This is a genomic window from Arthrobacter sp. SPT-J7 (assembly GCF_059089965.1).
In genome coordinates, this window is sequence record NZ_JBNHFF010000028.1 from 1 (window position 1) to 24,236 (window position 24,236).

Genomic DNA, 24,236 nt, shown 5'->3' on the forward strand with positions numbered 1-24,236 from the left:
GAGAACGGCGCCAGGGAGAGGCGCACCGCTGTCGCGGAAACCGCGGACCTGCTCGCGAACCTGGTGTCGGCCCAGGTCCGCACCATAGCCTTCATTAAGTCCCGGCGCGGGGCGGAGACCATCTCGTCCATCACCAAACGCCTCCTTGACGAGGTCGATCCAAGCCTGCCGCAGCGTGTGGCTGCCTACCGTTCCGGCTATCTTCCCGAGGAACGCCGGGCGGTGGAGAAGGCCCTGCGCTCGGGCGGGCTCTTGGGTGTTTCAAGCACCTCCGCGCTGGAGCTGGGCATCGACATCTCCGGTCTGGATGCCGTCCTGGTTGCTGGCTGGCCGGGCACCCGCGCTTCGCTTTTCCAGCAGATCGGGCGGGCGGGCCGGGCGGGGCAGGACGCCATCGCGGCCTTTGTGGCCAGCGACGATCCACTGGACACGTTCCTGGTGAACCATCCCGAAGCGATCTTCGACGTCTCGGTGGAAGCTACTGTCTTCGACCCGTCGAACCCATACGTGCTCGGCCCGCATCTCTGCGCGGCAGCGGCCGAACTCCCGCTGGGGGTCGGCGAACTTGACCTTTTCGGGAGCACCGCGGAAATGCTCCTGGACCGCCTGGTGGCCCAAGGCTACCTTCGCCGCCGCCCTGCCGGCTGGTTCTGGACCCATTCCCAGAGTGCCGCCGCAATGGTCAATCTGAGGGCCGACGGCGGCGGGCCGGTAAGCATTGTCGATGCCGATACTGGTTCCCTGCTCGGCACAATGGACTCCCCCCAGACCCACTACCAGGCGCACACCGGTGCCGTTTACATTCACCAGGGCGACAGCTACGTGGTGGAGGATCTCAACGAGGACGACCATTGTGTGGTGGTCCGCCGCGCCAATCCCGACTACTACACCACTGCCCGGGATGTGACGCAGATCGAGGTACTGGAAACGCAGCGCACAGCCACATGGGGCGATGTTTCCCTTCATTTCGGCGACGTGAAGGTCACCACGCAGGTGGTGTCCTTTCAACGTAAAGCCCTGATTTCCAACGAGATCCTCGGCGAGGAACCGCTCGATCTTGGCGCCAGGGAGTTGTTCACCAAGGCAGTATGGTTCGTGGTTGATAACCGGTTCCTCACTGCCGCCGGACTGATCGAGGCCCAGTTCCCGGGGGCCCTGCATGCGGCGGAACACGCAGCAATCGGCTTGCTTCCCCTTGTAGCCTCCAGCGACCGGTGGGATATTGGCGGCGTATCCACTGCCCTGCATGCCGACACTGGGGTGCCCACCATCTTTGTGTATGACGGGCACCCCGGCGGGGCCGGCTTCGCCGAGCGCGGTTTCGACAAGGCAAAGGTGTGGCTGGCCGCGACGCGGGACGCCATCAAGGCCTGCGAGTGCGAATCCGGCTGCCCCTCCTGCGTCCAGTCACCCAAATGCGGGAACAAAAACAACCCACTGGACAAGGCGGCGGCGGTCACCCTGCTCGATGTCCTGCTCAAGGACGCCACCGAGGCCAGCGCGATGAGCGTGGACGTCAAGCGCTGACGGTCGCCACGCCGTCAGGCCAAGGACGAGCCGTCAGCCCAGGGGAAGCCGGGCAATGAGGGGCAGGGCTGCGGGCTACGGGGGAGGTCCTGCCCGGGCATGACCGGTCGCTGCACCCAGGATGGTCCTCTCCGTCAGCTCGGTGCGAACCTCAAGTGTGTGCCCCTCCCCCTCCGAGCAGCTGAGCACCGAGGAAACATGTCGGGCAGCTACTTCCGCAGCCACCGTGCATGGTTCCCCGTCCGTGATGCCCCGCAGGGCGTCAGCCCCGGCGAGCGCAGCAAGATCAGCGGCGGAGGCTGCCCGGCTGGCCATCACGGCCGACTGCGCAAGGAGCAGCAGCAGCGCGATGGCCATCATCACCACCAGGGCCAGTCCTGCAGCCAGGACGGTCCCGGACCCGCGTTCCCGTCCGTCCACAACCTGCTTTATCTGTTCGCTGAATTCCCTCATTCGGCGCCTGCCCCGGTACCAACAGCCGGCCGCAGATGCAGCTGACCGGCAGCCCCGCCGCCGTGGGTGCCCCCGTGGTTTGGTTGGTGCTCGCTTGCGGTTGGCGTTTCACTGCGGGTCGAAGCACGGGCGGTGAGCGTCCAGGGAATCGACGCCCCCAGAGGGCCGCCTACCCGGTCCCTGACCGTCACACTCAACCACTCCCCGTCGGCTGCGACAACCGCGGAGGCTGATGCACCCGAGAGGGTCCTGACGATCCTTTCCACCGTAGCGGAATCGTCACCGCGGGCCAACGCCCGGGCGCCGGCCCGTGCTCCCTCTTCCAAGCGCAGCTGGGTAACACCGGCCGCGGCACCCGCGAGGAGCATGGCCAGCAACAGCAGGACGGCGGGCAGTGTTACGGCGAACTCCGCGGTGACTGCACCGCAGGACCCAGCCACGTGGCGGCCGCTCTTACAACGGCAGTGATCTCCTGGCCTGCAGTGCCCAAAAGCACCCGAATGTGGCCACGGAGCCCTCCGGCTGCCTGGCGCCGGAGGCAGCCGGAGGCGCAACGCGTCCGGTGCACAACTCATGGCAGTGCCAGTGCCGTACGGATCAGGTTCAGCAGGAACCCCCGTACTTCCTCGCTGCGAAGGATGAAGACCAACAGCCCCGCAAAGCCAACGGCTGCGAGAGTCGCAATAGCGTACTCAGCGGTGGCCATGCCTGCTTCCGACCCCATCATTCGGCGTACGCCCGAACGTTGACGCGGGACAGTTGCTTCAGGGTAGAGCTCCACAACGTTGGCCGGCAGTGTTGCGGTGCCCGCCTGGTCGGTATATGTGGGACGGCCGCCGGCGAAAAGCCGTTTGGTGTTCGATCGGGATGCTGCGAGTACTGCAGCTCCGGCAGCGTAGTGGCGGTCCTGGTTGATGGACATGGGCTGTTTCCTTCCTGTGGGCCAGCAGGGTTGCCGGCTGCTTCGACTCTTCCGGGCCCTGCTTCGGGCGATAAGGCCCGGGCTGGGGTAAGTGGAAAAGTCAGGCCTGTTCCCCGCTGTGGAGGAAAAGAGCGTGTCTTTTCGAGTCCGGCCGGCACCCTCGTTCCGGCTAGGATCCGGACGGCACCAGGGCAAGCAGGACGGGCACGACGCCCAGGCAAATGAAGGCCGGAAGCGCGCACAGGCCCAGCGGGACCACCAACTTCACGCCCAGCGAGGCCGCCCGCTTTTCAGCAGCACGAAATCTTTCTCGGCGGAGCCTGGCAGCCTGCGCATAGAGAATGGCGGAGGACGGCGCACCCGTGAGTGCTGCGAACCCCAGCGCGTCCCGCAGTTCCAGGATCGCGGGAAGCCGGACGGCCGAGCTGCGCCACGCAGTTTCCCAGTCCGCTCCGATTGCGAGCGCCGAGACAACCGGCCGGAGGGACTCCCTGTACTGGGTGCAAGCACTGGTCGACACCAGTTCGAGGGAACGCCCAATGCCGGACCCGGCGTCCAGCATTGCGGCCACGAGTTCGAGCATCATGGCGGTGTCCCTCAGGCCATCGGGACCGGCGCGGTTCCGCGGCCGTCCATCCACACCCGCCTGATTAGTTCCCGAAACGTGGGGGCCAGCCGATGGTAGGTTGCTGAGCCGCTTCCGTGCACTGCCCTTGCCGGGACACAGGAGCCACGCTGCCGCGGCCATGGCAAGGAAGAGCGCAATTGCCAAAACAGCCGCTTCGGTCATGGCGCTTCCGCACCGGCCGCCGCCGCCACCAGCTTTGCGGACCACACTCTGCCCGCCACGGTCAGCGCAATCCCGGCGGCCAGCGCCGCGAGCCCCAGCGGAGTGCCCAGCAGTATGGCCAGCGGGTCCACGCCAAGGGCGATTCCCAAACCCAGCCCCATGAGTGGAAGCCAGGTCAACAGACTGACCGTGGCCTTGGGTCCGGCCAGCGCTGTCTGGCGGGCTGCGTCGGCGTCGTCCTCCACTTCGAGCTGCGACGCGAACCTGGTGAGTACGTCAGCCAGGGGGCAGCCGCTTGCTTCTGCGATGTCAAAGCATGCGGCCAGTTCCGACCATATCCGGAGTTCCCTGCCGCGCCTTGGAAAGGCTGCAGGCAAGGAGCGGCGGATGGCCTCCGAAACCGGAGTCCCGGTGCTGGCAGCCGCACGTGCTGCAGCAAGCACCGCGGCCGACCCTCCGCTCAGGCCACTGGCAGGCAGCCCTCCCGTTTCTGCTTGCGCCCGGCCGGGCGCAAGCAAGGATGGAGGCCCGGAACCATAGCCGGCCACAGTCAGGACTGCGGCCACGCGTCCTGTGGCAGTGCCATACAGAAACCACAGTTCGTCCCAGAGCCGGGCGGGCGTTCGCCCGCCTTTAAGCAGGGCGGCCAGTTGCTGAACCACGAGAGTCATGGGTACGGCGGAACCAGATATCGCCGCTTCCCTGGTGCCGGGCCTGACCCACCGATACAGGCGGCCCAAAGGACTGCCTGTTGCTGAGGGAGCAAAACCGCCGGCTGTGCGGCGGAGCCTCGCTGCCGCGCCCTGGGGCGGACGAAGGACCAATACCGCAGCCAGCATCAGAACGGCTGCAAGATAACCGGTCACAGGGTGTTCCCCGGTTCAAGTCCAAGCCGGCCGGCGAGGGCGGGCCAAGCCGGACCTGGAACGGCCGTGCCCTCCGTTGCCTCCAGTGCAGACAGCACCCGAAGACCGGTGGGGCCGTCGGCAATGATTCCAATACACGCCACTTCCCTGCCGCGGATGGTCCTGTCGACGTGGATCACCACGTCGAGGGCACTGGCCGCCTGAAGCTGAACACCTTCCGGGCTCAACCCGGCGAGCGCGCCAAGCGCCGTGAGCCGGGCGGGAACGGCAGAAGCAGTATTCGCGTGGATGGTTCCACCCCCACCGCTGTGGCCGGTGTTCATTGCTGTCAGTAATTCGCGTACCTCGGCGCCGCGGCACTCACCAACCACCAACCGGTCCGGCCGCATGCGCAGTGCCTGCCGGACAAGCTCGCCCAAGCTCACTTCCCCGCCGCCTTCAAGGTTTCCATGCCGGGATTCGAGGCAGACCACATGCGGATGGACGGGGTTCAGTTCCGACGCGTCCTCAATGAGGACCAGCCGCTCCTCCTGGGCACAGAGACCGAGCAAAGTGGACAGCAAGGTGGTCTTCCCGGAACCGGTGGCACCGCTGATCAGAAAACTCAGCCTGAGTTCCAGCACCTTTCCCAGCACTTCCTTCACGAGGGGCCCGAACATGCCGGCAGCCTGCAACTCGTCCATGGTGAACACCCGCTCGCGGCGGATCCTGATGCTGAGCAGCGTTCCCGCTGTGGACACCGGCGGGAGTACGGCATGGACGCGGTAGCCGCCCGGCAGCCGCACATCCACGCAAGGCGAACCGTCATCCAGGCGGCGTCCTCCTGCCGCCACCAACCTGCAGGCAAGCGCCCGCAACTGTGTCTCGTCGCTGAATGCCACAACCACGCGTTCAACGCCCCGGCCGCGGTCCACCCAGACGGAATCCGGTGCATTGACGAAGATGTCCGTAACCGCCGGATCCCGGGTGAGCTCCTGCAGCGGTCCCAGCCCGTTAAGCTCCGCGCTGATCCGCTCCACCGCCGCGAGCGACCCGGCGGTGCCCAGCAACTTGCCGGTAGCCTGGACAGCGGCTGCCACCCGGGAGGGGGTCACCGCCCCGGCATCGGCCATCATGGACTCACGAACCGATTCCAGCAGTCCCGAGTCCACCGGAAGGCGGGCATCCCGGCGCGGATCGCGGCGCTGGCTTTCAATGTTTCGGGCTCGCCGCCGCAATCCGTCCACCGGCCCCGCTCCATACGGGGAAGGCTGCTGCTTCATGCGAGCTCGCCTGCCAGCAAGTCGTCCCCGAGGGAATCGAGCACGGAGGCAGCGAAATGCCGCACGCTCCGCCGCCTGCCGAGGTCCAGGAGCCGGCCGGACTCCATGGCCGCACTGACACCGCGAAGGTCAGGAACGCGGCCCTGCACGGGAAGCCCGATGGCCTCGGAAATGAGGGATCCGTCCAGTGCCGCCCCTGGCCTGCCCCGCACCAGAAGCGCAGCTTCAAGCGGTGGGAACTCCTGAAGAAGGCGTACGGCTGCGACCGCGGCCTTCAGCTGCGCCGGTACCACCATCATGATGCGGTCGCAGTCCCACGCATAGGACTGCAACGGTCCGGTTCCCCTGCCAATGTCCACGACCACCAGCTCGTACCCCCGGCGCGCGGCATCCAGAACCCCCGTGGTGGTAGCAGCTGCCACCGGAGCGGCTTGTTCCCGGCTGGCAGGCCAAGACAGGAACGAGAATCCCCCCGAGACCGGAAGTGACTCAGACAGCTGACCGGGATCGATGCTGCCACGGGCTTCGGAAAGATCAGGCCAACGCAGGCCCGGGGTTTCCTCCGCAGCAATGGCCAGTTCCAGCCCGCCGCCCCAGGGGTCGCCGTCAACGAGCAGCACCCGTGCACCCATCCCGGCGGCCGCCTGCGCTATCCAGATGGCCGCGGTAGTGGCGCCGGCCCCGCCGCACCCGCCGGTAACGCCCAGGATGAGTCCGCCAGGGCCCGGGGACCTGGAGCGGCTCAGGTGATCGGCGAGCCACGCAGCGGCGTCCGGCAGCACGGCAACCCTTTCCGCGCCGAGGGCTGCAGCCAGGTGCCACAGGCTGTCACCTTCACCATCCAGTCCCACGAGGACGGCTGGTGCCTGCCGCCGGGGAGGCAGTTCACGAATGTCACTCCCCACTAGAACTGCCGCTGCGCCGTCCCAGTACCTGCCGCCTTCAAGTGCATCGGCTACAACGCGAAGGTGGGCTCCGGCAGCGGCGACAATGCGCTCCACTTCGGCTCGCAGGACAGTGGAGGAGGTAACCAGGAGAACTTCTTCCGCACCGTCCGGCAACCAGGCTCCGCCATCCCCACCCTGGTTCCCGCCGTAGGCCCCTTCAAGTGCCGGCGGGAGATCACCAGCAATCCGCCGGGACGAGGGCGCGGACTTGCCGGGATCAATGTGGGACGGGGTCAGCTGGTGCCTGCTCATGACGCCACTTTCCCCCAACGAACCGGAAGGCATGAGGGGAGCACGTCCGTATGTGGACAGTGCCGGTGGCAACAGCCCTGTGCAGGAAGAGTCGTGCGGCCTAAGGACCTTCGAAGACAAGGCAGAATTGGACCATGTACCTCCTGCTGGCCGCCCATCCCCTAGGCGCGGTCCTGCAGGAACTCACGCAGGTCGGTTACCCCCATCCGTCCAACCCAGAACCCCGGCCTGTCGGTGCAGGTGAACTGGCCGCAGTCGTACGTGACCTGGAACGCCGGCCTCAGGGCGGGCAGCCACCCCGCTGGATCTGGCACCGGACCCAGGACTGGTACCCGTCCCTGCTGGCGTCGGGAGTGGAACTGGACCGGTGCTACGACCTGAGTCTGTGCGGAAACATTCTTGCCCACTCACAGTTCACCGCTCACAGTGACTATGCCGTGAACTCGGACAAGATCACGCTCGATGACCCGCAGCAGCCCCCCCGGGTCCTGCAGCCGCCTCCGCCGCCGGAACAGGACGCACTTTTCGACGATCCCGGTACCGCCCCCAATCCCCCGCACACCCTTGAGGACCTCCGGGAGGAATACGCCGCGCAACAGGTAGCCCTGGCGTCCGTGACCCTTGAGGAGAACAAACGCAATCGGCTGCAGCTTCTACTTGCCGCCGAATCCGCCAGCGCCATGATCGCTGCTGAAATGCAGCATGCCGGGGTCCCCTGGCGGGAGGACCTGCACGAGGAGATTCTGGCGGATTATCTGGGTCCCCGCCCGCCCATAGGCCACCGGCCGGCAAAACTTGAGGCGTTGAACCTGGAACTGCGCAGCCTCCTGAACGCGCCCACCCTGAATCCTGACTCACCGCAGGATCTCATGCGTGCCCTGCACCGAAACGGGATCGAGGTGAAAAGCACGCGGCAGTGGGAGCTGAAGGAATCGAAGCACCCCGCCATCGGCCCGCTCCTGGCCTACAAAAAGCTTTCGCGCCTGCATGCAGCCAACGGCTGGGCGTGGCTTGATGCGTGGGTGGCCGCAGGCCGGTTCCGTCCTGAATATGTGGTGGGCGGCGTCGTCTCGGGCCGCTGGGCGTCCAGGGGCGGAGGTGCCCTGCAGATTCCGCGCCAAATCCGCGGTGCCGTCCACGCCGACCCCGGGTACAAACTGATCGTCGCGGACGCTTCCCAGCTTGAGCCTCGTGTGCTGGTGGCCCTCGCTAAGGACTCGATCATGGCTGAGGCCGCCAGGGACCAGGACCTCTACGCGGGCATAGCCGCCAAGGGGTTCGGCGGCGACCGCGCCAAGGCGAAAATGGCGTTGCTGGGAGCCATGTACGGAGCCACCTCCGGTGAAGCAGGGCGGCTCATGCCACAGCTCGCCAAAACCTACCCCCGGGCTGTGGACTTCGTGGAACGGGCCGCCCGCGCCGGCGAGTCAGGCGGAACGGTCACCACCCGGCTGGGCCGCAGCTGCCCGCCGCCGTCGGACCGGTGGTTCCAGAGCCAGCGCTCTTCGTCGGCCGAGGAGCAGCGCCGGGCGGAATCGATCGCACGTTCCAGGGGGCGCTTCACGCGCAACTTCGTGGTTCAGGGCTCGGCGGCGGACTGGGCTGCGTGCTGGCTCGCGGAATTACGACGGCGGCTGCGTACCTTGCGCGCGGAAGGCACCGGCCGGGCGGAACTCGTCTTCTTCCTCCACGACGAGGTGATGGTCCATGCGCCGGAGCACTTGGTCGATGCTGGCATCAGGGCAATCGAGGACGCCGCCAACGCCGCCAAGGAACTGCTGTTCGGACCCATCCCCGTGCAGTTTCCGGTGAGCGTCGCAGTGGTTGATTCGTACGACCACGCAAAGTAGAACTTTAGCCAGATGCTTCCCAAAGGGGGCCTGCGCCGCGACATTTGTCGAGAAATGTAACCTACCCGGCAGTAGCTCGCCGGGCGGCGGTGACGCGGGTTACAGTCTTGAAGTGACTGAAACAGATCGGTCCAAAGGTTGATGCAACGACGCACACCAAGGGGAGGTCCGGCATATGGCGGGCAGATTTGAAATACATCGGGTAGGGGACGAATCGTACCGGCTTCGGCTGACGGACGCGGACGGCAACATCGTTGCCGTTTCACCAAATTTCAAGTCCCTCAACACCTTAATCGAGGGCATCAACGCCATGCGGGAGAATGCGGCCACCGGCATCGTGGTGGATCTCCGCCAGCAGCAGGCCTGACACCAGCCGGGATGCAGGACGCCCGGCGAGGCGACCCAGGCAAGCAGGCGGCCCAGGCAAGCAGAAGTCAGACACCCATCGGGTGGACCCGGCTCCGGTCCCAGGGCACAGCCCAACCGAGCTGTTCAAAGAGTCCGTTCAGGACTATTCCGGTAAACCCCCAAACCACCACACCGTTGACGGTGAAAGCAGGGCTGTCAAAAGTACGCTCTGAGCGGCGGACCGTGGCCATGACCCTGTTGTCCGGGTCCAGCAGGTCCCGGACGGGGACCCTGAACACCTGGGCGGATTCAGCGTAGTCCACCACCCGGACGGGCGATGGCGACCGCCACCACCCCAGCACGGGAGTGACGAGGAAATTGCTGTGCGCAAGGCCGAGCTCCTGCAAGGTACCAAGGACTTCAACGCCCTTCGAGTCCAGGCCCGTTTCTTCCTCCGCTTCGCGTAAGGCTGCTTGTACCGGCGTTTCCCGGGCGTCAATGCTGCCGCCCGGGAATGCCATCTGCCCCGGATGGGAACCCAGCGTGTGGGCGCGCTCCAGCAGCAGGACATCAAGGTCTGCCGGTGCCAGCGGTTTCCCGGAGACAGCCGGAACGTCATCCAGCGCACCGAAGAGCATCAGGACGGCAGCCCTGCGCGCCCGTTTCGCATCCACCGTGAGGGCCGCCCACAGGGGATCGGGGGAGGCAGAAGATCCAGCTTCTGCCCTGCGTGCCAACCCGATCAGGTCCTCGCGGGCGCTCACGGTGTCCTCTTTTGGGATGCCATCCTGATTTCGGCTGCCCGGTGCGTTTCGGCCAGCAGTTGTGCCAGCAGGGCTTCATTTCCCGGAGCCAGTTCGTACTTCAGCAGCTTGGCGGCCTTGGCGGGGTCTGTTTCACCTAAACCGTAACTGGGGCACCAGTTGGCGACGGGGCATGCCCCGCAAGCCGGCTTCCGGGAATGGCACACCCGCCTCCCGTGGAACACCACCCGGTGGGACAGCATGGTCCAGTCCCGCTTCTCGAAAAGCTCGGCGACGTCGTACTCGATCTGGACCGGGTCCTCCGACTGCGTCCAGCCGAACCTCCGGGCGAGGCGGCCAAAGTGGGTGTCCACCGTGATGCCGGGGATGCCAAAAGCATTGCCCAGCACCACGTTGGCCGTCTTCCGTCCCACCCCCGGCAACGTCACCAGGTCCTCCAGCCGCCCCGGGACTACGCCGTTGTACTCATCCACCAGCCTGGTGCACAGGGCGATGAGGCTCCGTGTCTTCGCCCTGAAGAACCCGGTGGGCTTGATGACGTCCTCGATCGCTGCCGGATCGGCTTCGGCCATGGAGCGTGGGTCCGGATAGCGGGCGAACAGCAGCGGAGTGATCTGGTTGACGGCGACGTCGGTGGTTTGCGCCGAAAGAACGGTAGCAACCAGCAGTTCAAACGGGTTGCGGAAATCGAGCTCCGCATGGGCATAGGGGTACTTTTCGGCCAACGCCCTGTTGATGCGTCTCGCCCGGCGTTTCAGCCCAAGCATGGACTCCTGGGACACTACGGGCATGCCTGCAGCCTGGCCGGCGGGTGCTGCCACTCCGCCGGCCTTGGATGCCCGGGGCGAGGCCATATGTTAGCCGCGCTCGATATTGCTGAGGTCGCGCAGCACACCCAGCCGTCCGTCGGTGTGCTGGACCAGGAACTCATGCCCGCGGTCCTCGAGGGCAAGGACCCAGCCGCCCGGTTCAATGACAAAGGCAGGCGCTCCGGTCCGGAGGTCGAAAGCGGTCCGGTGCTGGGCCACCGCAAACCAGAAAGCCTCATGGATGGGCTGTTCCTCTGATTCCTCCGGCCGGCTCGCCGGGTCCACTGTTGCCCCGATGGGCTCCTCGGCACGGACCTGCTGGTGCACGGCCGTAGCGGCGGGCGGCTCCCACGTACCTTGGACCGCAGAACCAGCGGGTGCGCCCCCGTCATGGTGCGGAGCGGCAGAGGAACCACTGGCCGCAACGCCCCTTACGGGCACATCCCCAAACTGCGTCTCTTCGGCGGCGGGCGCCGATGCAGGGCGTACTACGTCGGCTGCCTGGGTTGGCGGGCCGGCATCACCTTCCGGAGCACGATCGGAGACTTCCGGGGCGGTGGACTCGGGACCACCGGCTGCAGGCCCGTCGGCCGCAGAAACGCCGGCGGTTGGGACAGCAGCAGTGGCGGGTGAATGGGACGCGGCAGCGGAAGGAACCGCGGCGGTCGTCGGCGCTTGGTGCGAGGTTCCGCTCTGCACGGCGGAAGATCCGGCCCCGGCACCACCAAACAGCTTGCCGCCGGCAGCTCCGAGCAACTTCCCTCCCCCGGGCTTGGAACCGGAGGCTGCATCGCGGGAGCCTGCCGTGCCGGATTCGGCCTTCGGCGGTTTGGGCGCCCGCGGCTTCTGCACGGGAACGGCAGCTTCACGCGCCACCACGTGCGCAGGGGTTTCCGCACGGCCCTGGAAATCCGCCGAGACGTACGGAAGGAAACGTCCCAGAACGGTGGCGGCGAACAGTACTACTGCGCCGATCAGGCCCACGAGGAGGCTGGGAACGTATGCTCCGGCCACGGACAGAAAGAAGAAGGCGACGGCGAACGAGGCCACCACGGACGCGAACTGGTCAATGGACAGCGAACCGATCCGGATCTTCGTGCCGGGCGCCAGCCTCCGGGCGGCGAAGAGTGCACTCACTGCCAACGGCAGGACGATGCCCAGCCCCAGGAAAAAGAGGTTGTTCAGGTTCCAGAGGTTGTAGCGGCCACCGAACATGGGGAGCAGCGAAGCGACGAACAGGATGACGGTAGCCGCAAATACGGCCAGGTCCCGGATGGTGAACGGGCCGAGCACCGCCTCGTTGGCCTTTGCACCCTTGACTCCGGTGGTGGCCTGCCGCCCTGCCCCGGCAGCCGGAGTGGTGGCAGCCCCGGAGCCTTCCTCTGTGTCGGGGCCGGTTTTCTGGCCGAAGCTCTGCTGGTTCATTTTTGTTCTCCTTAGCGTGGCGGCACCGGGGCTCTGGCCCGAAACCATGCCGTCGTACAGCGGTTCCAGCCCGTCCCGGGCTCTTGCCAAGCCAGGGACGGACGGTCCGCAGTGAAGTCACAATCCCATCTCAGCCTAGTCAACAGCCCTACTGATCACTAGCTGGGCACGGCGCCTGACTGCCACCCAGGGCTAAGCGTGGAACCATTCATCGCTTAATAAATGCCGTTCGCGGGCTCGTCTGTGACACCGCACACATCCGCGGCCGGGCACGCATTAGTCTTGATTTCGGAACAGCTCTTTGCGGGAGACCCATGACCAGCCGGTGCCCGACGTCGCGCAGGCGGCGGAGCCCGGCCGGCGGCGGATCCCCGCGCAGCAAAGATCGATGAATGATGAGGTTCACATGTCCCAGGACACTTCCAGCTCCACCGCCACAGCGGCCTCAGGCTCCGGGCACGGCGGCCAGCAGGGCGATGCGTTTGAAAACCTGCTGCACGAAACCAGGGCGTTTCCACCGTCCCCCGAGTTCGCCGCTGACGCCGTTGTCACCGCCGGGGAGTACGAAGAAGCTGCAGCTGACCGCCCCGCCTTCTGGGCACGGCAGGCCCGTGAACTGCTGACCTGGAGCAAGGACTTCGACCAAGCCCTGGACTGGTCCAACCCGCCGTTCGCGAAGTGGTTCGTGGGCGGGGAAGTCAACGCCGCCTACAACGCCCTGGACCGCCACGTGGAAAGCGGACGCGGCGACCGGGTGGCCATCTACTTCGAGGGCGAACCCGGCGACACCCGCACCTACACCTATGCCCAGCTGACCGAAGAGGTCAAGAAGGCCGCCAACGCTTTCGAGTCCCTCGGCGTGGCCAAGGGTGACCGGGTGGCGGTGTACCTGCCGATGATCCCGGAGGCGGTCATCACTCTGCTGGCCTGCGCCCGGATCGGCGCCGTGCACTCGGTGGTGTTCGGCGGGTTCTCCGCAGACGCCCTGCGTTCCAGGATTGAGGACGCCGAGGCCAAACTCGTGGTGACCGCTGACGGCACGTACCGCCGCGGCAAGCCCAGTGTGCTCAAAACGGCCGTTGACGAAGCCCTTGCCAACGATGGCCACACAGTTCAGAACGTGGTGGTGGTCAAGCGCAACGGCCAGGACGTGGACTGGCACGAGGGCCGGGACCATTGGTGGGCGGACACCGTAGACGCCGCTTCCACCGAACACACAGCGGTGGGCCACGATTCGGAGCACCCGCTGTTCATCCTCTACACCTCCGGCACCACCGGCAGGCCCAAGGGCATCCTGCACACCACCGGCGGGTACCTCACCCAGACCGCCTACACCCACAAGGCGGTGTTCGACCTGCACCCGGACACGGACGTGTACTGGTGCACGGCCGACGTAGGCTGGGTCACCGGCCACTCCTACGTCACCTACGCCCCTCTCATCAACGGCGCCACCCAGGTGATGTACGAAGGCACCCCGGACTCTCCGCATCAGGGCCGCTGGTGGGAGATCGTGGAAAAGTACAAGGTCTCCATCCTTTACACCGCACCCACAGCCATCCGGACGTTCATGAAGTGGGGCCGGGAAATCCCGGACAAGTACGATCTGTCCTCCCTCCGGGTCCTCGGTTCCGTGGGCGAACCTATCAACCCCGAGGCCTGGATGTGGTACCGGAACGTCATCGGCGGGGACAAAACCCCCATCGTGGACACGTGGTGGCAGACCGAAACCGGCGCGCAGATGATCGCCCCGCTGCCCGGCGTCACCGCAACCAAGCCCGGCTCCGCTCAGGTCCCGCTGCCCGGCATCGCGGTGGACGTAGTGGACGAGATGGGCCAATCTGTGCCTGACGGGCACGGCGGCTTCCTGGTGATCCGCGAACCCTGGCCGGCCATGCTGCGCGGCATCTGGGGCGACCCGGAACGGTTCAAGGACACGTACTGGTCCCGCTTCGATAGCATGTACTTCGCAGGGGACGGCGCCAAGAAGGACGAGGACGGCGACATCTGGCTCCTGGGCCGCGTGGATGACGTCATGAACGTCTCCGGGCACCGGCTCTCCACCACGGAAATCGAATCCGCCCTGGTCTCCCACCCCGCCGTGGCCGAAGCCGCCGTCGTGGGAGCCGCGGACGAAACCACCGGACAAGCCGTCGTCGCGTTCGTCATCCTCCGCGGGGACGCGGTGGATTCCGGGGATGAAATCGTCCAGGAACTCCGCAACCACGTCGGCAAGGAAATCGGCCCCATCGCCAAGCCAAAGAACATCCTGGTAGTCCCCGAACTGCCCAAGACCCGTTCCGGCAAAATCATGCGCCGCCTGCTCAAGGACGTCGCAGAAGGCCGCGACCCAGGCGATGCCACCACCCTGTCCGACCCCACGATCATGCAGCAGATCGCCGTCTCCCTTAGGAAATAAAAGAAAGGCGGGCAGCCGGGAGGCCACCTACCAGGCACACGCCATGAGGCGTTCCCAGCCCTGCCTGCGAGAAAGCTGACGGGTGGGAGTTATCCGGAAGCGCGCGTCAGAGCGAGGTACGAGCAGCGCGCGGAGGATGACTCCCACCCGTCAGCGGAGTGGGCACCCTACACTGGGACCAGCCCTTGCAGCCTGCCCAAAGGAACCGCCCAGATGCTTGCCGTCGCACGTCACCAGGCTATTTTGGACGCTCTTCAGCGGGAACGGGTTGTCCGGGTCTCGGACCTTGCCCACCAGCTGGGGGTATCCCTCATGACTGTGCGGCGTGACATCGAAGTATTGGAGGAGGGCGGCCGGCTCGAGCGCATCCATGGCGGCGCGAAGATTCCGGGCGACACCAGTACCCACGAGCCTGGCTTCGACCTCAAGTCCACCCAGCTGACTGCCGAGAAGCGGGCCATCGCGGTGGAAGCTGCAGGGCTGGTACAGGAAGGCATGGCCGTGGGCCTCAGCGCGGGAACCACCACCTGGGCACTGGCCAAGGAACTCACCAACGGGCCCAGGATCACCGTGGTCACTAACTCGGTGCGCATCGCCGACCTGTTCCACCACGGCGCCTCCGCCGGTTCCGCCCGCTTCGCCTCCACGGTGATCCTGATAGGCGGCGAGCGCACGCCGTCGGACGCTTTGGTGGGCCCCATCGCCACAGCCGCGCTGAAGCAACTGCACCTGGATGTGCTGTTCCTTGGGGTCCACGGCATGGATGCCGCAGCAGGGTTCACCACACCGAACCTGCTGGAAGCCGAGACGGACCGCGCCTTCGTGGCGGCCGCGCGCAAAACCGTAGTGCTGGCCGACCACACCAAGTGGGGACTGTTGGGCATCAGTTCCATCGCCTCGCTGGAGGAAGTGGACGAGGTCATCAGCGATCCCGGCCTTGGTGCCGACGCACAGCGCATCCTCCAGGAGCGGGTGGGCCGCCTGCGGCTCGCAGCCCTTCAGTAGCAGCCGCTACGTGCAGCCGCAGGATTGCCTGACATGCAGGGTGGTGTCGACAATCCGGCGCCGGGGCTTTTCGCCCCTGTCGGCGGGAACCGGGAGATGGCCTCCATGCAGTGGCAACGGCCGCTTCCTGGCCGAGGTGGGCGTGCCCATGCCCATCCTCAACTTCGAGCACGCACTGCTGCTGCGCTTCACGCCCTGTAGCCTCACCGGCGAAGCGCAGGCTGCCCCGGCATTCCCCGCTCCCCTGAGGTCCGGGGACGCCGGAGCAGCCTTAGCCGCTTACGTGAACCGTAAGAATGCGCGGCGTCCAGCGCAGGCGATAGATTTGCACGCATGACCGAACCCTCTTCATCAATCAGCCGCGGCACCATCCTGGTAATCAACGGGCCCAACCTGAACCTGCTGGGCACCCGTGAACCGGAAAAGTACGGTACGTCCACCCTGGCTGACGTGGAGGAACTTGCCGCCCGGACTGCAGAGGCACACGGGTTCGTGGCCGAGTGCGTCCAGTCGAACCACGAGGGCGTCCTGCTGGACACGATCCATGCGGCCCGTGGCAACGCCGTTGGCATTGTCCTCAACGCCGGAGCCTTCACGCACACTTCTGTCGCCCTGCGGGATGCCCTTGCCGCCGTGCAGCTGCCGGCAGTCGAAGTGCACATCACCAATGTGCACCAGCGCGAGGAGTTCCGGCATCACTCGTTCCTGTCGCCGGTGTGCACCGCGGTGATCTTGGGTGCAGGCGTATTCGGCTACAAACTGGCGATCGACTACCTGGCTGAGGTCCTCTAGGCCGCTGCCAGCTCCGGAGGCTTACTTCTGGATGCACTGACCCGAGGAAACGGGTGCGCTCAGCGACGACGCCTGTGCTACGACCGGGTTGAGGTCGTCCATAGTGATGGCGAATCCCATCTCTGCGTCCGACGTCGCCTTGGCGAAGATCACTCCCGCAACCTGGCCGTCGGTGGTCAGCAGTGGCCCGCCGGAGTTCCCGGGCTGAACGTTTCCGGCCAGCCGGTATATCTCTTCCGGCGAGGGGTTGCTGCCGTAGATGTCCGGCACCAGCACCGTGGTGATGTCCTGGACGGTGGCGGGGCGGGACTGGAAAGGCCCGCCGTGCGGGTAACCTGCGAACGCTGCCGGGCTGCCGCCGGGCAGGTCCGCGCTCAGGGCCAATGGCTGCGCAGGCAGGTCTTCCACAGCCAGCACCGCAAGATCATGCCGGGTATCAAAGTAGACGACACGTCCGGGCATTGCGCCGCCGTCGCGCAACTCCACGACGGGCTGCGACACGCCCGCCACGACGTGCGCATTCGTTACCACTCTGTCCTCGGAAACAACGAAGCCTGTGCCGGTCTGGTTCTGGCCGCACTGGTAAGCCGTGCCGGCAATTCTCAGGACTGACTCGGCCGCCCTGTTCAGGGCCGGGGTGTCAGTACTGGCGTTCGGCACGGGCACTGCCGGCCCCTGGTCCAGCCCCTCGATGAGGGTAGGAATGCCGTTGCCGATGACAGTTGAGCGCAACTGCGCCATGGTTGCTTTCACCGGGTCCGGCGTCAGTCCGTCGATGAAACGGATGACCCTGGATTCGGCCAGCTGCTGGGAAACAAAGGGCACGCCAAGGGAGCTGACGCTGAAGGCCAGCATGGACATTACCAGCGCGGAGACCACCAGGTTGACGGCGCCGCCCACCAGCCGGTCGACCGCCCGGAGGGGCCGAATCCGCACGGCGCCACGGATTTGACGGCCGATCATGGTTCCGATGCCGTGCCCCAGGACCACCAGTGCGACGGCGGCGGCCACGATGGCGGTCAGCCTCCACCCGGAGTCCTCAACGAAGCCGCTGACGAGGGGGACCGCGAAGAACGCTGCCACGGCTCCTGCAGCGAAACCGGCAATACCGCCCACCGTTACAAGGAATCCATTCCGCAGGCCGTAGATCAGGTAGGACAGCAACGCCAGGATCAGGACCAGGTCCAGGACAGTCAAGCCGACCACTAACGCTCCTTATAAGCAGATGAAACCTCATTCTAGTGGCGTACGCTGACAATTTTCTGTGGGTCCGCTCCGCCCGCGGCACCCGCCGTTTGGGCGTTTTGGCTGCCAAGTTCGTCACAGAACCTTGAAAATTCTGAAACAATGGCACAAGCGCCACAGCCGACACTTTTATTCAGGAGATTTTATGGACATCGAGGTACTGCGCCGAGCACCACTTTTCGCCACGCTCGACGACGACGCGTTCCGTCTGCTGACGGACGAGCTGACCGAGGTGGACCTTTCCCGCGGTGCTTCGGTTTTCCGTGAGGGCGACCAGGGCGACCAGCTCTACTTCATCGTCTCCGGCAAGGTGAAGCTTGGGCGCACCTCCCCCGACGGCCGGGAATCCCTCCTTGCCATCCTCGGCCCGGGTGAACTCTTCGGCGAGATGGCACTGTTCGATCCGAGCCCGCGCACGGCCACGGCCACCGCGGTTTCCGAAACGCGCCTGGCCGGGCTGAAGAACGAAAGTTTGAACAACCTGCTGCGCACCCGTCCCGAGGTTTCTGCGCAGCTCCTGCAGGCTCTTGCTCGCCGGCTGCGCCGCACCAACGATTCCCTGTCGGACCTGGTGTTCTCCGACGTTCCCGGCCGCGTCGCCAAGGCCCTCCTGGACCTCGCCGACCGCTTCGGCCGCCCCGCTACCGACGGCGTCCTGGTGGCCCACGAGCTCACGCAGGAAGAACTGGCCCAGCTCGTCGGGGCCTCCCGCGAGACCGTCAACAAGGCCCTTGCCGAATTCGTCCAGCGCGGCTGGCTGCGCCTCGAGGCCCGCGCCGTCGTCATCCTGGACATGCAGCGCCTCCGCCAGCGCTCCCGCTAGTTTCCGTAGCACAAAGGCCGCCTCAACGGGCGGCCTTTTGCGTTTAACCCCGGAACGCCCCGTCACTTCCTGCTATTTTCCGGCCGAACCCTCCATCAGCCTGCGGAAAGTGATGGAGCGCCGGGGCTGGGCGGGCACTGTGGAGCTGCTTAAGCACGGCTTTTCGCAGGTGAACAGCGGTAAAATGAGCCCTAGAGGTGCTTGGCGATGTCCGTGGCTATGGCTGTTGTTTTGATCCTGTTGGGCCTGGCTTCCCTTGCCGCGGTGATCGGCACGGTGGTCCTGGTGATCAAGGACGGCCGCGGGCAGATTCCGCTGGAACCGTCCGTTCGGCCGTGGACCGCAGGGAACCTCCCGAGCCGCCCGTATTCCACGCTCCGCCGCATTTAGCGTTCGCGCTGGGGGTCCCCCGCGACGGTTTTCGCAGCTTCCACTTCGAGCAGCAGCTTGCCGTCTTCTTCTGCAAGGTGCGGCTGGTATACATGCGCCTTGCGCTTGTAGCTGAGGTACGCGATGCAGCCGTTCGCAGCCGCCATTTTTTCGAGCATGATCTCGGACCCCGGCACCAGGAGTTCGCTTAGGGTGCGGCCCACGGTGTTTTCCTGGCCCACCTCGTCGCCGAGGGCTGTGGTGTCACGTCCGGCGATCACATCGGCGGCATTCACCCACCTGCCCCACACCCCTTTGCCTTCCAGCAGTGTGGGCTGCTGGTTCAGGGGAACGGTGGCTGCGAAGTAGCGGGTGTCGAACCTGCGGTGCGCGAAGTCCGGGCTGCGCCAGTTCACGAGCGACTTCAGCAGGTCGGTACGGACGGACAGCCCACGCTTGGCCAGGACCTCCGGAAAGGTCTTTTCCTGCTCGGCAACGGCCAGGCGGGCACGCATGAATTCCGGCGTGGACGTGGCCTCGACGGTGCTCGCCATGTCTGCGCCGGCAAGCAAAACGCCGGTTTCCTCAAAGAGTTCCCGGATGGCGCCCAGCACGTGGCGTCGCGCCAGCCCGACGTCGTCTGTTCCCATCTGCTCAGCCCAATGCTGGGGCGAGGGACCGAGCCAGCCGACGGGGTCGTCGTCGGCAGCATCAAGGGACCCCCCGGGGAAGGCCAGGACCCCCAGCGGCGAGGAACCGGGCCGGTAGGCCAGCCACGTCTCAAGGCCGGTGGGGGAATCACGCAGCAGGACAACGGATGAAGCGAGGCGTGCGGCCCGCGGGGTCCGTTCGCCGTGTTCGAGCCAGCTCTGTGCTGCCCCTTCAAGATCCTGGGGAAGTGCAAACAGGCGTCGGGCAAGCTGAGGCAAAGGAAACGACCGGTCCTAGCTGAATTCGGCGATCAGTTCGACCTCTACCGGAGAGTCGAGCGGAAGCACGGAAACGCCGACGGCGGAACGTGCGTGCTGGCCTGCGTCACCAAGGACGCGGCCCAACAGTTCCGACGCACCGTTGATGACGCCCGGCTGTCCTGTAAAGGAGGGGTCGGATGAGACGAATCCCACAACCTTGACGATGCGGGTGATGCGGTCCAGGTCCCCGATGACGCTCTTGACTGCGGCCAGGGCGTTGACGGCGCAGATCGCGGCGAACCGCTGTGCGTCTTCTGGAGAAACGGTGGGCTCGTCCGCAAACGCTCCCGTGCCTGCGGAAACCTTGCCCGTGGCTTCGAGTTTGCCGTTGACGAACGGCAGCTGTCCGGAGGTGTACACGTGGCTGCCGGAAATCACTGCCGGAACGTAAGAGGCGACCGGCGCGGCAACCTCGGGAAGTGAGATTCCCAACTCTGCAAGCCGCTGCTCAACAGCCGAGATCGGTGCGGCAGCAGTGCCGGACTGGGCTTTTGCGGATGCGCTCATGCTACTGCTTCTCCCGCTTCAAATAGGCAACCAGGCCGTTTCCATCGGGTCCGGGGACGACCTGGACGAGCTCCCAGCCGTCGTCTCCCCACTGGTCCAAAATCTGCTTTGTGGCGTGAATAATGAGCGGAATCGTGGCGTACTCCCATTTGGTCATGAGAGAAAGACTAGTCCTTGCCGGTAAAGTGGAAAACATGGCGACTCGTAAGAACCCATTATTCGACACTGCCACCACCCTCGGAAAGATCCTAGTCTTCCTTGGCGTGAGTGCAATTTGCGGTGTCCTGGTAGCAGGCCTGCTGGTACCCGCGGCAGCCGTCTCAGGCAGCGCAGCCAGTGGTTCGATCGAGTTTTTCGACACCCTTCCGGCAGAGCTGAAGGTTGACCCGCCCAACCAGACCACCCGGATCCTCGCAGCGGACGGCAGCGAGATCGCCAGCGTCTACAAGGAGAACCGTACCAAGGTTGCCTTGGACCAGATTTCGCCGTTCGTTAAGGAAGCTGTCATCGCCGTCGAGGACAGCCGTTTCTATGAGCACGGCGGTGTGGACACCACGGGCATCCTGCGCGCAGTGGTCAGCACTGCACGCGGGAACCGACAGGGTGCCTCCACCATCACCCAGCAGTACGTGAACAACGTCCTCAACTCCAATCTCGCCGCAGAGGGCCGGGACGAGGACATCAAACTCAATGGCGTCAATAAAGGTGTGGGCGACAAGCTCCGCGAAATGAAGCTCGCCATCGCCCTGGAGAAGGAGTTCAGCAAGGAGCAGATCCTTGAGGGCTACCTGAACATCGTCTTCTTCAACCGCGACGCGTACGGCATCGAGGCCGCATCCCGCTTTTTCTTCAGCAGTACCGCCAAGGACTTGACCCTTCCCCAGGCTGCGCTGCTGGCCGGCCTGGTCAACAGCCCGTCCGCGTTCGACCCCATCAACAACCCGGAGAACGCCAAGCAGCGCCGCGACCTGGTTTTGAGCCTGATGTTTAGCCAGGGCAAAATCACGCAGGTTGAATATGATGCTGCCTTCGCCACTCCGGTGGAGACCAACGTGACACAGCCTAAGCAGGGCTGCGCTTACGCTTCCACCGCGCCGTACTTCTGTGATTACGTGCTCCATTTGCTGGAAAACAACCCGGCCTACGGTGAGGACCTTAACGAGCGTAAGCGTCTTATCTACGGCGGCGGCCTGACCATCACCACCACACTGGATCCGAAGGCACAGGCAGCGGCCCAGGAGCAGGTCAACGCCTCTGCCGGCGCCAACCCGGACAAGTGGGGTGCGGCAATGGTTTCCGTGCAGCCCAACACCGGCAAAATCGTCTCGATGGCGCAGAACACCACGTTCCTGCCGGCCGAAGGGTCCTTCGACTCACAAGTGAACTTCAACGTGGACAAGCTGGACAAGGACGGTAACGACCTTAACGGCCTGGGCGGTGCCCAGCCCGGTTCCACCATGAAGCCCTTCACCTTCGCGGAGTGGCTGAACGAGGGCAAGTCCATGAACACCGTGGTCAATGCAGCCCAGCGCCGCTACCCGCTGAACTTCCCGTGGCGCAATACCTGTGGCCAGGTCACCGGTGCGTACAACACCGCCCAGAAGGCACTTGGTGCTGCGGACGACCTGCAGAACGCGGAGCCGCAGTGGTACCGGCCGCTGTCCGTCCTTGAGGGCCTCTACAACTCCATCAATACCGTCACCTTCGCCTCCGCCGCGCAACTGGACTTCTGTGGAATCCAGAAGATTGTGGACGCAACGGGACTCCACGGCGGGCTTCCGGCTGACGGCGAACCGAACCCCAAGATCAATATGTCGACGCTGGGCAACCTGCTGGGTTCCACCCAGACGGCGCCGCTGACCATGGCCAGCGCCTTCGCGACGTTCGCCAATGACGGAAAGTACTGTGAGGCCATCGCCATCACCTCCGTCACGGACCAGACCGGAGCGCAGCTGCCGGCCCAGTCCACCAGCTGCCGGGATGCGGTGAAGCCGGAGGTTGCCCGCGGCGTGAACTACGCCCTGCAGGAAGTCCTCAACCGGGGATCGGGCTCGCTGATCCAACCCCGGATCTCCACCCGCACCAGCTTCCCGATCGGCGCGAAGACCGGTACGTCCAACAACAACGGTTCCACCTGGGTTGTTGGCCACACCACCGGCCTTGCCACCGCTGCCTGGTTCGGTGACGCCTTGGGCGCCCAGGACCGGTCCGGCCAGAACATCACCGTCAACGGCAAGTTCTACCAGGGTATTGACGGCTACATGATTGCCGGCCCTATGTTCTCTAAATTCATGTCGCAGATCGCGCCGGCCTACGGCACTGAGCCCTTCCCTGCGCCGCCCAGCAACCTCCTGAACGGCGGCGGAAACAATACAAGGACGCCCGCTACTACCAGGCCGAGGGCCAACCAGGTGCCGGCACCCGCAGCGCCGGCACCCGCAGCGCCGGCGGCCCCACAGCCCGCTCCGGAGCCGAACAACAACGGCAACAGCAACGGGAACGGCAGTGGGAACGATGACGACTAGCAGGATGATCGCAACCAGTGCGTTGGCCAGCCGCGCCCGAAGCATCGGGCGCGGCTTTGCCGTTACTGCAGGAGCCGGCACTGTGGCCGGAATGGCCGCCTTCGGCTATGGCATGTGGGAGAAGAACCAGTTTGTCCTCCGCGAAGAAACGCTTGACATCCTGCCGCGCGGGCAGGAACCGTTCCGCATCCTGCACCTGAGCGACATCCACTTCGTCCCGGGCCAGAAAAAGAAGGCTGCCTGGCTGGAATCCCTGGCCGATCTTAGGCCGGACCTGGTGGTCAATACCGGCGATAACCTCAGCCATGCCAAGGCGGTGGGCCCGCTCCTGCAAGCCCTCCGTCCCCTACTGGAGTTTCCCGGCGTTTTTGTCCCCGGCTCCAACGACTACTTCGCACCGAGTTTGAAAAACCCCGCCTCCTACCTGCTGGGGCCCTCCAAGGCAAAGCCGAAACCCACGGTGCTGGACTGGCCCCGGCTGCGTTCCGGCTTCGGCATGGGCGGCTGGGTGGACCTGACCAACCGCCACCAGTCCGTGGTCCTGAAAGGCATCCGCTTCGACTTTTCCGGAGTGGACGATCCGCATTTGAACCGCGAACGCTACGCGGGATGGCCCCGGGGCACCGTCAACCAGAACGCCACCCCCCACCTCAAAGTCGCCGTCATCCACGCTCCCTACCAGCGCGTGCTGGATCACTTTACCGAGGACGGCGCCGACCTCCTGCTCGCAGGCCACACCCACGGCGGCCAACTGTGCCTCCCTGGCTACGGCGCCCTGGTGTCCAACTGCGACCTTCCCACGTGGCGGGCCAAAGGGCTTAACGACTGGCAAAGCAACGGAAGCACGACGCCGGTCAACGTCTCCGGCGGCATCGGCACCTCCCGCTTCGCCCCGGTCCGCATCGCGTGCAAACCGGAGGCAGTCCTGCTCACCCTCACGTCGCCCAACTGACTCCGCTGTGCTGCCAGTTCGCGCTCCTAGCGTGTGTTTTGGGAGGGCGAACTGATAGGGAAAAGGTTGCCGTAAAGCGGGAGGAAGCATTGCGAAAAGCAATAACTGGCCAACCTTCGAATGCCGTGATGAAGCCTGTGAAACGCCACACGCCATGGCATAGGGTAGTTGCTACGGGAAACTACATTCGTTTTAGAGCTTGAGAAGCGGGCATGGCCAAGCAAACTCCTTTTTTTAGATCAATCAGCCGTCTCTACCCCCATGTCAGGCCGATCATCCCCCGGCTTCTCCTGGGACTTCTGTGCGCGCTTCTGGCCAGCGTTGTTGCTCTGGCTATACCCCAGGTACTCCGGGTTCTGATCAACGAATCGCTTCAGCCCGGGAGCACCACGGACGCCGTCTGGATCTCGGCCGGC

The 24,236-nt window shown here is 65.3% G+C and carries 24 protein-coding genes and 1 pseudogene; 11 read left to right on the forward strand and 14 right to left on the reverse strand.

Annotated features, from left to right (window positions below; all coding sequences use genetic code 11):
- The coding region (locus AC5RWX_RS19675; RefSeq protein WP_494098009.1) for a Zn-binding domain-containing protein at positions 1-1,527 on the forward strand (1,527 nt) is incomplete at its 5' end.
- Between the two features lie 75 nt (positions 1,528-1,602).
- Here AC5RWX_RS19675 and AC5RWX_RS19680 read toward each other — a convergent pair.
- The 7 genes from AC5RWX_RS19680 to ssd form a co-directional block, all read right to left on the reverse strand.
- Positions 1,603-1,980, reverse strand: coding sequence for an Rv3654c family TadE-like protein (locus tag AC5RWX_RS19680; protein WP_494098010.1), 378 nt, complete (start codon positions 1,978-1,980; stop codon positions 1,603-1,605).
- Positions 1,977-2,420 carry a TadE family type IV pilus minor pilin gene (locus AC5RWX_RS19685; protein WP_494098011.1) on the reverse strand — a complete coding sequence of 148 codons (444 nt, stop codon included), beginning with the start codon at positions 2,418-2,420 and terminating at the stop codon, positions 1,977-1,979. Before AC5RWX_RS19685 ends, AC5RWX_RS19680 begins: the two co-directional genes overlap by 4 nt.
- A gap of 131 nt (positions 2,421-2,551) precedes the next feature.
- Complete coding sequence (locus AC5RWX_RS19690; protein ID WP_494098012.1) at positions 2,552-2,902, reverse strand: DUF4244 domain-containing protein; 351 nt, start codon at positions 2,900-2,902, stop codon at positions 2,552-2,554.
- A gap of 169 nt (positions 2,903-3,071) precedes the next feature.
- Positions 3,072-3,692, reverse strand: coding sequence for a type II secretion system F family protein (locus AC5RWX_RS19695; protein ID WP_494098013.1), 621 nt, complete (start codon positions 3,690-3,692; stop codon positions 3,072-3,074).
- Positions 3,689-4,531 (reverse strand): hypothetical protein, encoded by an 843-nt coding sequence (locus AC5RWX_RS19700; protein WP_494098027.1) that lies wholly within the window; start codon positions 4,529-4,531, stop codon positions 3,689-3,691. The genes AC5RWX_RS19695 and AC5RWX_RS19700 overlap by 4 nt, the downstream gene beginning before the upstream one ends.
- A 23-nt stretch (positions 4,532-4,554) precedes the next feature.
- The gene (locus AC5RWX_RS19705) at positions 4,555-5,820 is read right to left on the reverse strand and encodes a TadA family conjugal transfer-associated ATPase (protein ID WP_494098014.1); all 1,266 of its coding nucleotides are present in this window, start codon (positions 5,818-5,820) and stop codon (positions 4,555-4,557) included.
- Positions 5,817-6,881, reverse strand: coding sequence for a septum site-determining protein Ssd (ssd, locus tag AC5RWX_RS19710; protein WP_494098028.1), 1,065 nt, complete (start codon positions 6,879-6,881; stop codon positions 5,817-5,819). Before ssd ends, AC5RWX_RS19705 begins: the two co-directional genes overlap by 4 nt.
- A 272-nt stretch (positions 6,882-7,153) precedes the next feature.
- Here ssd and AC5RWX_RS19715 point away from each other — a divergent pair, with 272 nt between their 5' ends.
- Positions 7,154-8,869: a bifunctional 3'-5' exonuclease/DNA polymerase gene (locus AC5RWX_RS19715; protein ID WP_494098015.1), complete on the forward strand. Its 1,716-nt coding sequence runs from the start codon at positions 7,154-7,156 to the stop codon at positions 8,867-8,869.
- Between the two features lie 175 nt (positions 8,870-9,044).
- Positions 9,045-9,236 carry a YegP family protein gene (locus AC5RWX_RS19720; RefSeq protein ID WP_163166864.1) on the forward strand — a complete coding sequence of 64 codons (192 nt, stop codon included), beginning with the start codon at positions 9,045-9,047 and terminating at the stop codon, positions 9,234-9,236.
- A 67-nt stretch (positions 9,237-9,303) separates the two neighbouring features.
- On the opposite strand, the gene AC5RWX_RS19725 is transcribed toward AC5RWX_RS19720, so the two are convergent.
- The 3 genes from AC5RWX_RS19725 to AC5RWX_RS19735 form a co-directional block, all read right to left on the reverse strand.
- A complete protein-coding gene (locus AC5RWX_RS19725; RefSeq protein ID WP_494098016.1) occupies positions 9,304-9,981 on the reverse strand; it encodes an NUDIX hydrolase in 678 nt (225 codons plus the stop codon).
- A complete protein-coding gene (gene nth, locus AC5RWX_RS19730) occupies positions 9,978-10,772 on the reverse strand; it encodes an endonuclease III (protein WP_494098017.1) in 795 nt (264 codons plus the stop codon). Before nth ends, AC5RWX_RS19725 begins: the two co-directional genes overlap by 4 nt.
- Before the next feature lie 66 nt (positions 10,773-10,838).
- The gene (locus tag AC5RWX_RS19735; protein ID WP_494098018.1) at positions 10,839-12,215 is read right to left on the reverse strand and encodes a hypothetical protein; all 1,377 of its coding nucleotides are present in this window, start codon (positions 12,213-12,215) and stop codon (positions 10,839-10,841) included.
- Between the two features lie 406 nt (positions 12,216-12,621).
- Here AC5RWX_RS19735 and acs point away from each other — a divergent pair, with 406 nt between their 5' ends.
- The 3 genes from acs (at position 12,622) to aroQ (ending at position 16,428) form a co-directional block, all read left to right on the forward strand.
- The gene (gene acs / locus AC5RWX_RS19740; RefSeq protein WP_494098019.1) at positions 12,622-14,631 is read left to right on the forward strand and encodes an acetate--CoA ligase; all 2,010 of its coding nucleotides are present in this window, start codon (positions 12,622-12,624) and stop codon (positions 14,629-14,631) included.
- 213 nt (positions 14,632-14,844) lie between these two features.
- Positions 14,845-15,636, forward strand: coding sequence for a DeoR/GlpR family DNA-binding transcription regulator (locus tag AC5RWX_RS19745; RefSeq protein WP_494098020.1), 792 nt, complete (start codon positions 14,845-14,847; stop codon positions 15,634-15,636).
- 333 nt (positions 15,637-15,969) lie between these two features.
- Complete coding sequence (gene aroQ / locus AC5RWX_RS19750) at positions 15,970-16,428, forward strand: type II 3-dehydroquinate dehydratase (RefSeq protein ID WP_494098021.1); 459 nt, start codon at positions 15,970-15,972, stop codon at positions 16,426-16,428.
- A gap of 21 nt (positions 16,429-16,449) precedes the next feature.
- Here the strand turns inward: aroQ and AC5RWX_RS19755 are convergent, their stop codons facing one another.
- The gene (locus tag AC5RWX_RS19755; protein ID WP_494098022.1) at positions 16,450-17,634 is read right to left on the reverse strand and encodes a MarP family serine protease; all 1,185 of its coding nucleotides are present in this window, start codon (positions 17,632-17,634) and stop codon (positions 16,450-16,452) included.
- Positions 17,635-17,818: 184 nt separating this feature from the next.
- Here AC5RWX_RS19755 and AC5RWX_RS19760 point away from each other — a divergent pair, with 184 nt between their 5' ends.
- Entirely contained in the window at positions 17,819-18,496 is a 678-nt protein-coding gene (locus AC5RWX_RS19760) for a Crp/Fnr family transcriptional regulator (protein WP_009359192.1), read from the forward strand.
- Positions 18,497-18,703: 207 nt separating this feature from the next.
- Complete coding sequence (locus tag AC5RWX_RS19765; protein WP_493994988.1) at positions 18,704-18,886, forward strand: hypothetical protein; 183 nt, start codon at positions 18,704-18,706, stop codon at positions 18,884-18,886.
- On the opposite strand, the gene AC5RWX_RS19770 is transcribed toward AC5RWX_RS19765, so the two are convergent.
- From AC5RWX_RS19770 to sp36, 3 genes are read right to left on the reverse strand one after another with little or no spacing between them, the layout of a single operon-like run.
- Positions 18,883-19,794 (reverse strand): NUDIX hydrolase, encoded by a 912-nt coding sequence (locus AC5RWX_RS19770; protein WP_494098023.1) that lies wholly within the window; start codon positions 19,792-19,794, stop codon positions 18,883-18,885. The two genes, AC5RWX_RS19765 and AC5RWX_RS19770, sit on opposite strands and share 4 nt — an antisense overlap.
- Before the next feature lie 15 nt (positions 19,795-19,809).
- Entirely contained in the window at positions 19,810-20,343 is a 534-nt protein-coding gene (locus tag AC5RWX_RS19775) for a RidA family protein (protein ID WP_494098024.1), read from the reverse strand.
- A 1-nt stretch (position 20,344) separates the two neighbouring features.
- The gene (gene sp36, locus AC5RWX_RS19780; protein ID WP_003797879.1) at positions 20,345-20,500 is read right to left on the reverse strand and encodes a Sp36 family protein; all 156 of its coding nucleotides are present in this window, start codon (positions 20,498-20,500) and stop codon (positions 20,345-20,347) included.
- Between the two features lie 37 nt (positions 20,501-20,537).
- Between sp36 and AC5RWX_RS19785 the strand changes: the two genes are divergently transcribed.
- The 3 genes and pseudogenes from AC5RWX_RS19785 to AC5RWX_RS19795 form a co-directional block, all read left to right on the forward strand.
- A complete protein-coding gene (locus AC5RWX_RS19785; protein WP_494098025.1) occupies positions 20,538-22,868 on the forward strand; it encodes a transglycosylase domain-containing protein in 2,331 nt (776 codons plus the stop codon).
- 4 nt (positions 22,869-22,872) lie between these two features.
- Positions 22,873-23,820 carry a metallophosphoesterase gene (locus AC5RWX_RS19790; RefSeq protein ID WP_494098026.1) on the forward strand — a complete coding sequence of 316 codons (948 nt, stop codon included), beginning with the start codon at positions 22,873-22,875 and terminating at the stop codon, positions 23,818-23,820.
- Between the two features lie 212 nt (positions 23,821-24,032).
- A pseudogene (locus AC5RWX_RS19795) lies at positions 24,033-24,236 on the forward strand (ABC transporter ATP-binding protein); the annotation flags it as partial.

Bases quoted from the DNA above. Each gene is read 5' to 3' on its own strand.
- AC5RWX_RS19680 (WP_494098010.1), bottom strand. From the start codon at position 1,980: ATGAGGGAATTCAGCGAACAGATAAAGCAGGTTGTGGACGGACGGGAA.
- AC5RWX_RS19690 (WP_494098012.1), bottom strand. From the start codon at position 2,902: ATGTCCATCAACCAGGACCGCCACTACGCTGCCGGAGCTGCAGTACTC.
- AC5RWX_RS19695 (WP_494098013.1), bottom strand. From the start codon at position 3,692: ATGACCGAAGCGGCTGTTTTGGCAATTGCGCTCTTCCTTGCCATGGCC.
- AC5RWX_RS19700 (WP_494098027.1), bottom strand. From the start codon at position 4,531: ATGCTGGCTGCGGTATTGGTCCTTCGTCCGCCCCAGGGCGCGGCAGCG.
- AC5RWX_RS19705 (WP_494098014.1), bottom strand. From the start codon at position 5,820: ATGAAGCAGCAGCCTTCCCCGTATGGAGCGGGGCCGGTGGACGGATTG.
- AC5RWX_RS19715 (WP_494098015.1), top strand. From the start codon at position 7,154: ATGTACCTCCTGCTGGCCGCCCATCCCCTAGGCGCGGTCCTGCAGGAA.
- AC5RWX_RS19720 (WP_163166864.1), top strand. From the start codon at position 9,045: ATGGCGGGCAGATTTGAAATACATCGGGTAGGGGACGAATCGTACCGG.
- nth (WP_494098017.1), bottom strand. From the start codon at position 10,772: ATGCCCGTAGTGTCCCAGGAGTCCATGCTTGGGCTGAAACGCCGGGCG.
- AC5RWX_RS19735 (WP_494098018.1), bottom strand. From the start codon at position 12,215: ATGAACCAGCAGAGCTTCGGCCAGAAAACCGGCCCCGACACAGAGGAA.
- acs (WP_494098019.1), top strand. From the start codon at position 12,622: ATGTCCCAGGACACTTCCAGCTCCACCGCCACAGCGGCCTCAGGCTCC.
- AC5RWX_RS19745 (WP_494098020.1), top strand. From the start codon at position 14,845: ATGCTTGCCGTCGCACGTCACCAGGCTATTTTGGACGCTCTTCAGCGG.
- aroQ (WP_494098021.1), top strand. From the start codon at position 15,970: ATGACCGAACCCTCTTCATCAATCAGCCGCGGCACCATCCTGGTAATC.
- AC5RWX_RS19760 (WP_009359192.1), top strand. From the start codon at position 17,819: ATGGACATCGAGGTACTGCGCCGAGCACCACTTTTCGCCACGCTCGAC.
- AC5RWX_RS19765 (WP_493994988.1), top strand. From the start codon at position 18,704: ATGTCCGTGGCTATGGCTGTTGTTTTGATCCTGTTGGGCCTGGCTTCC.
- AC5RWX_RS19775 (WP_494098024.1), bottom strand. From the start codon at position 20,343: ATGAGCGCATCCGCAAAAGCCCAGTCCGGCACTGCTGCCGCACCGATC.
- sp36 (WP_003797879.1), bottom strand. From the start codon at position 20,500: ATGACCAAATGGGAGTACGCCACGATTCCGCTCATTATTCACGCCACA.
- AC5RWX_RS19785 (WP_494098025.1), top strand. From the start codon at position 20,538: ATGGCGACTCGTAAGAACCCATTATTCGACACTGCCACCACCCTCGGA.
- AC5RWX_RS19790 (WP_494098026.1), top strand. From the start codon at position 22,873: ATGATCGCAACCAGTGCGTTGGCCAGCCGCGCCCGAAGCATCGGGCGC.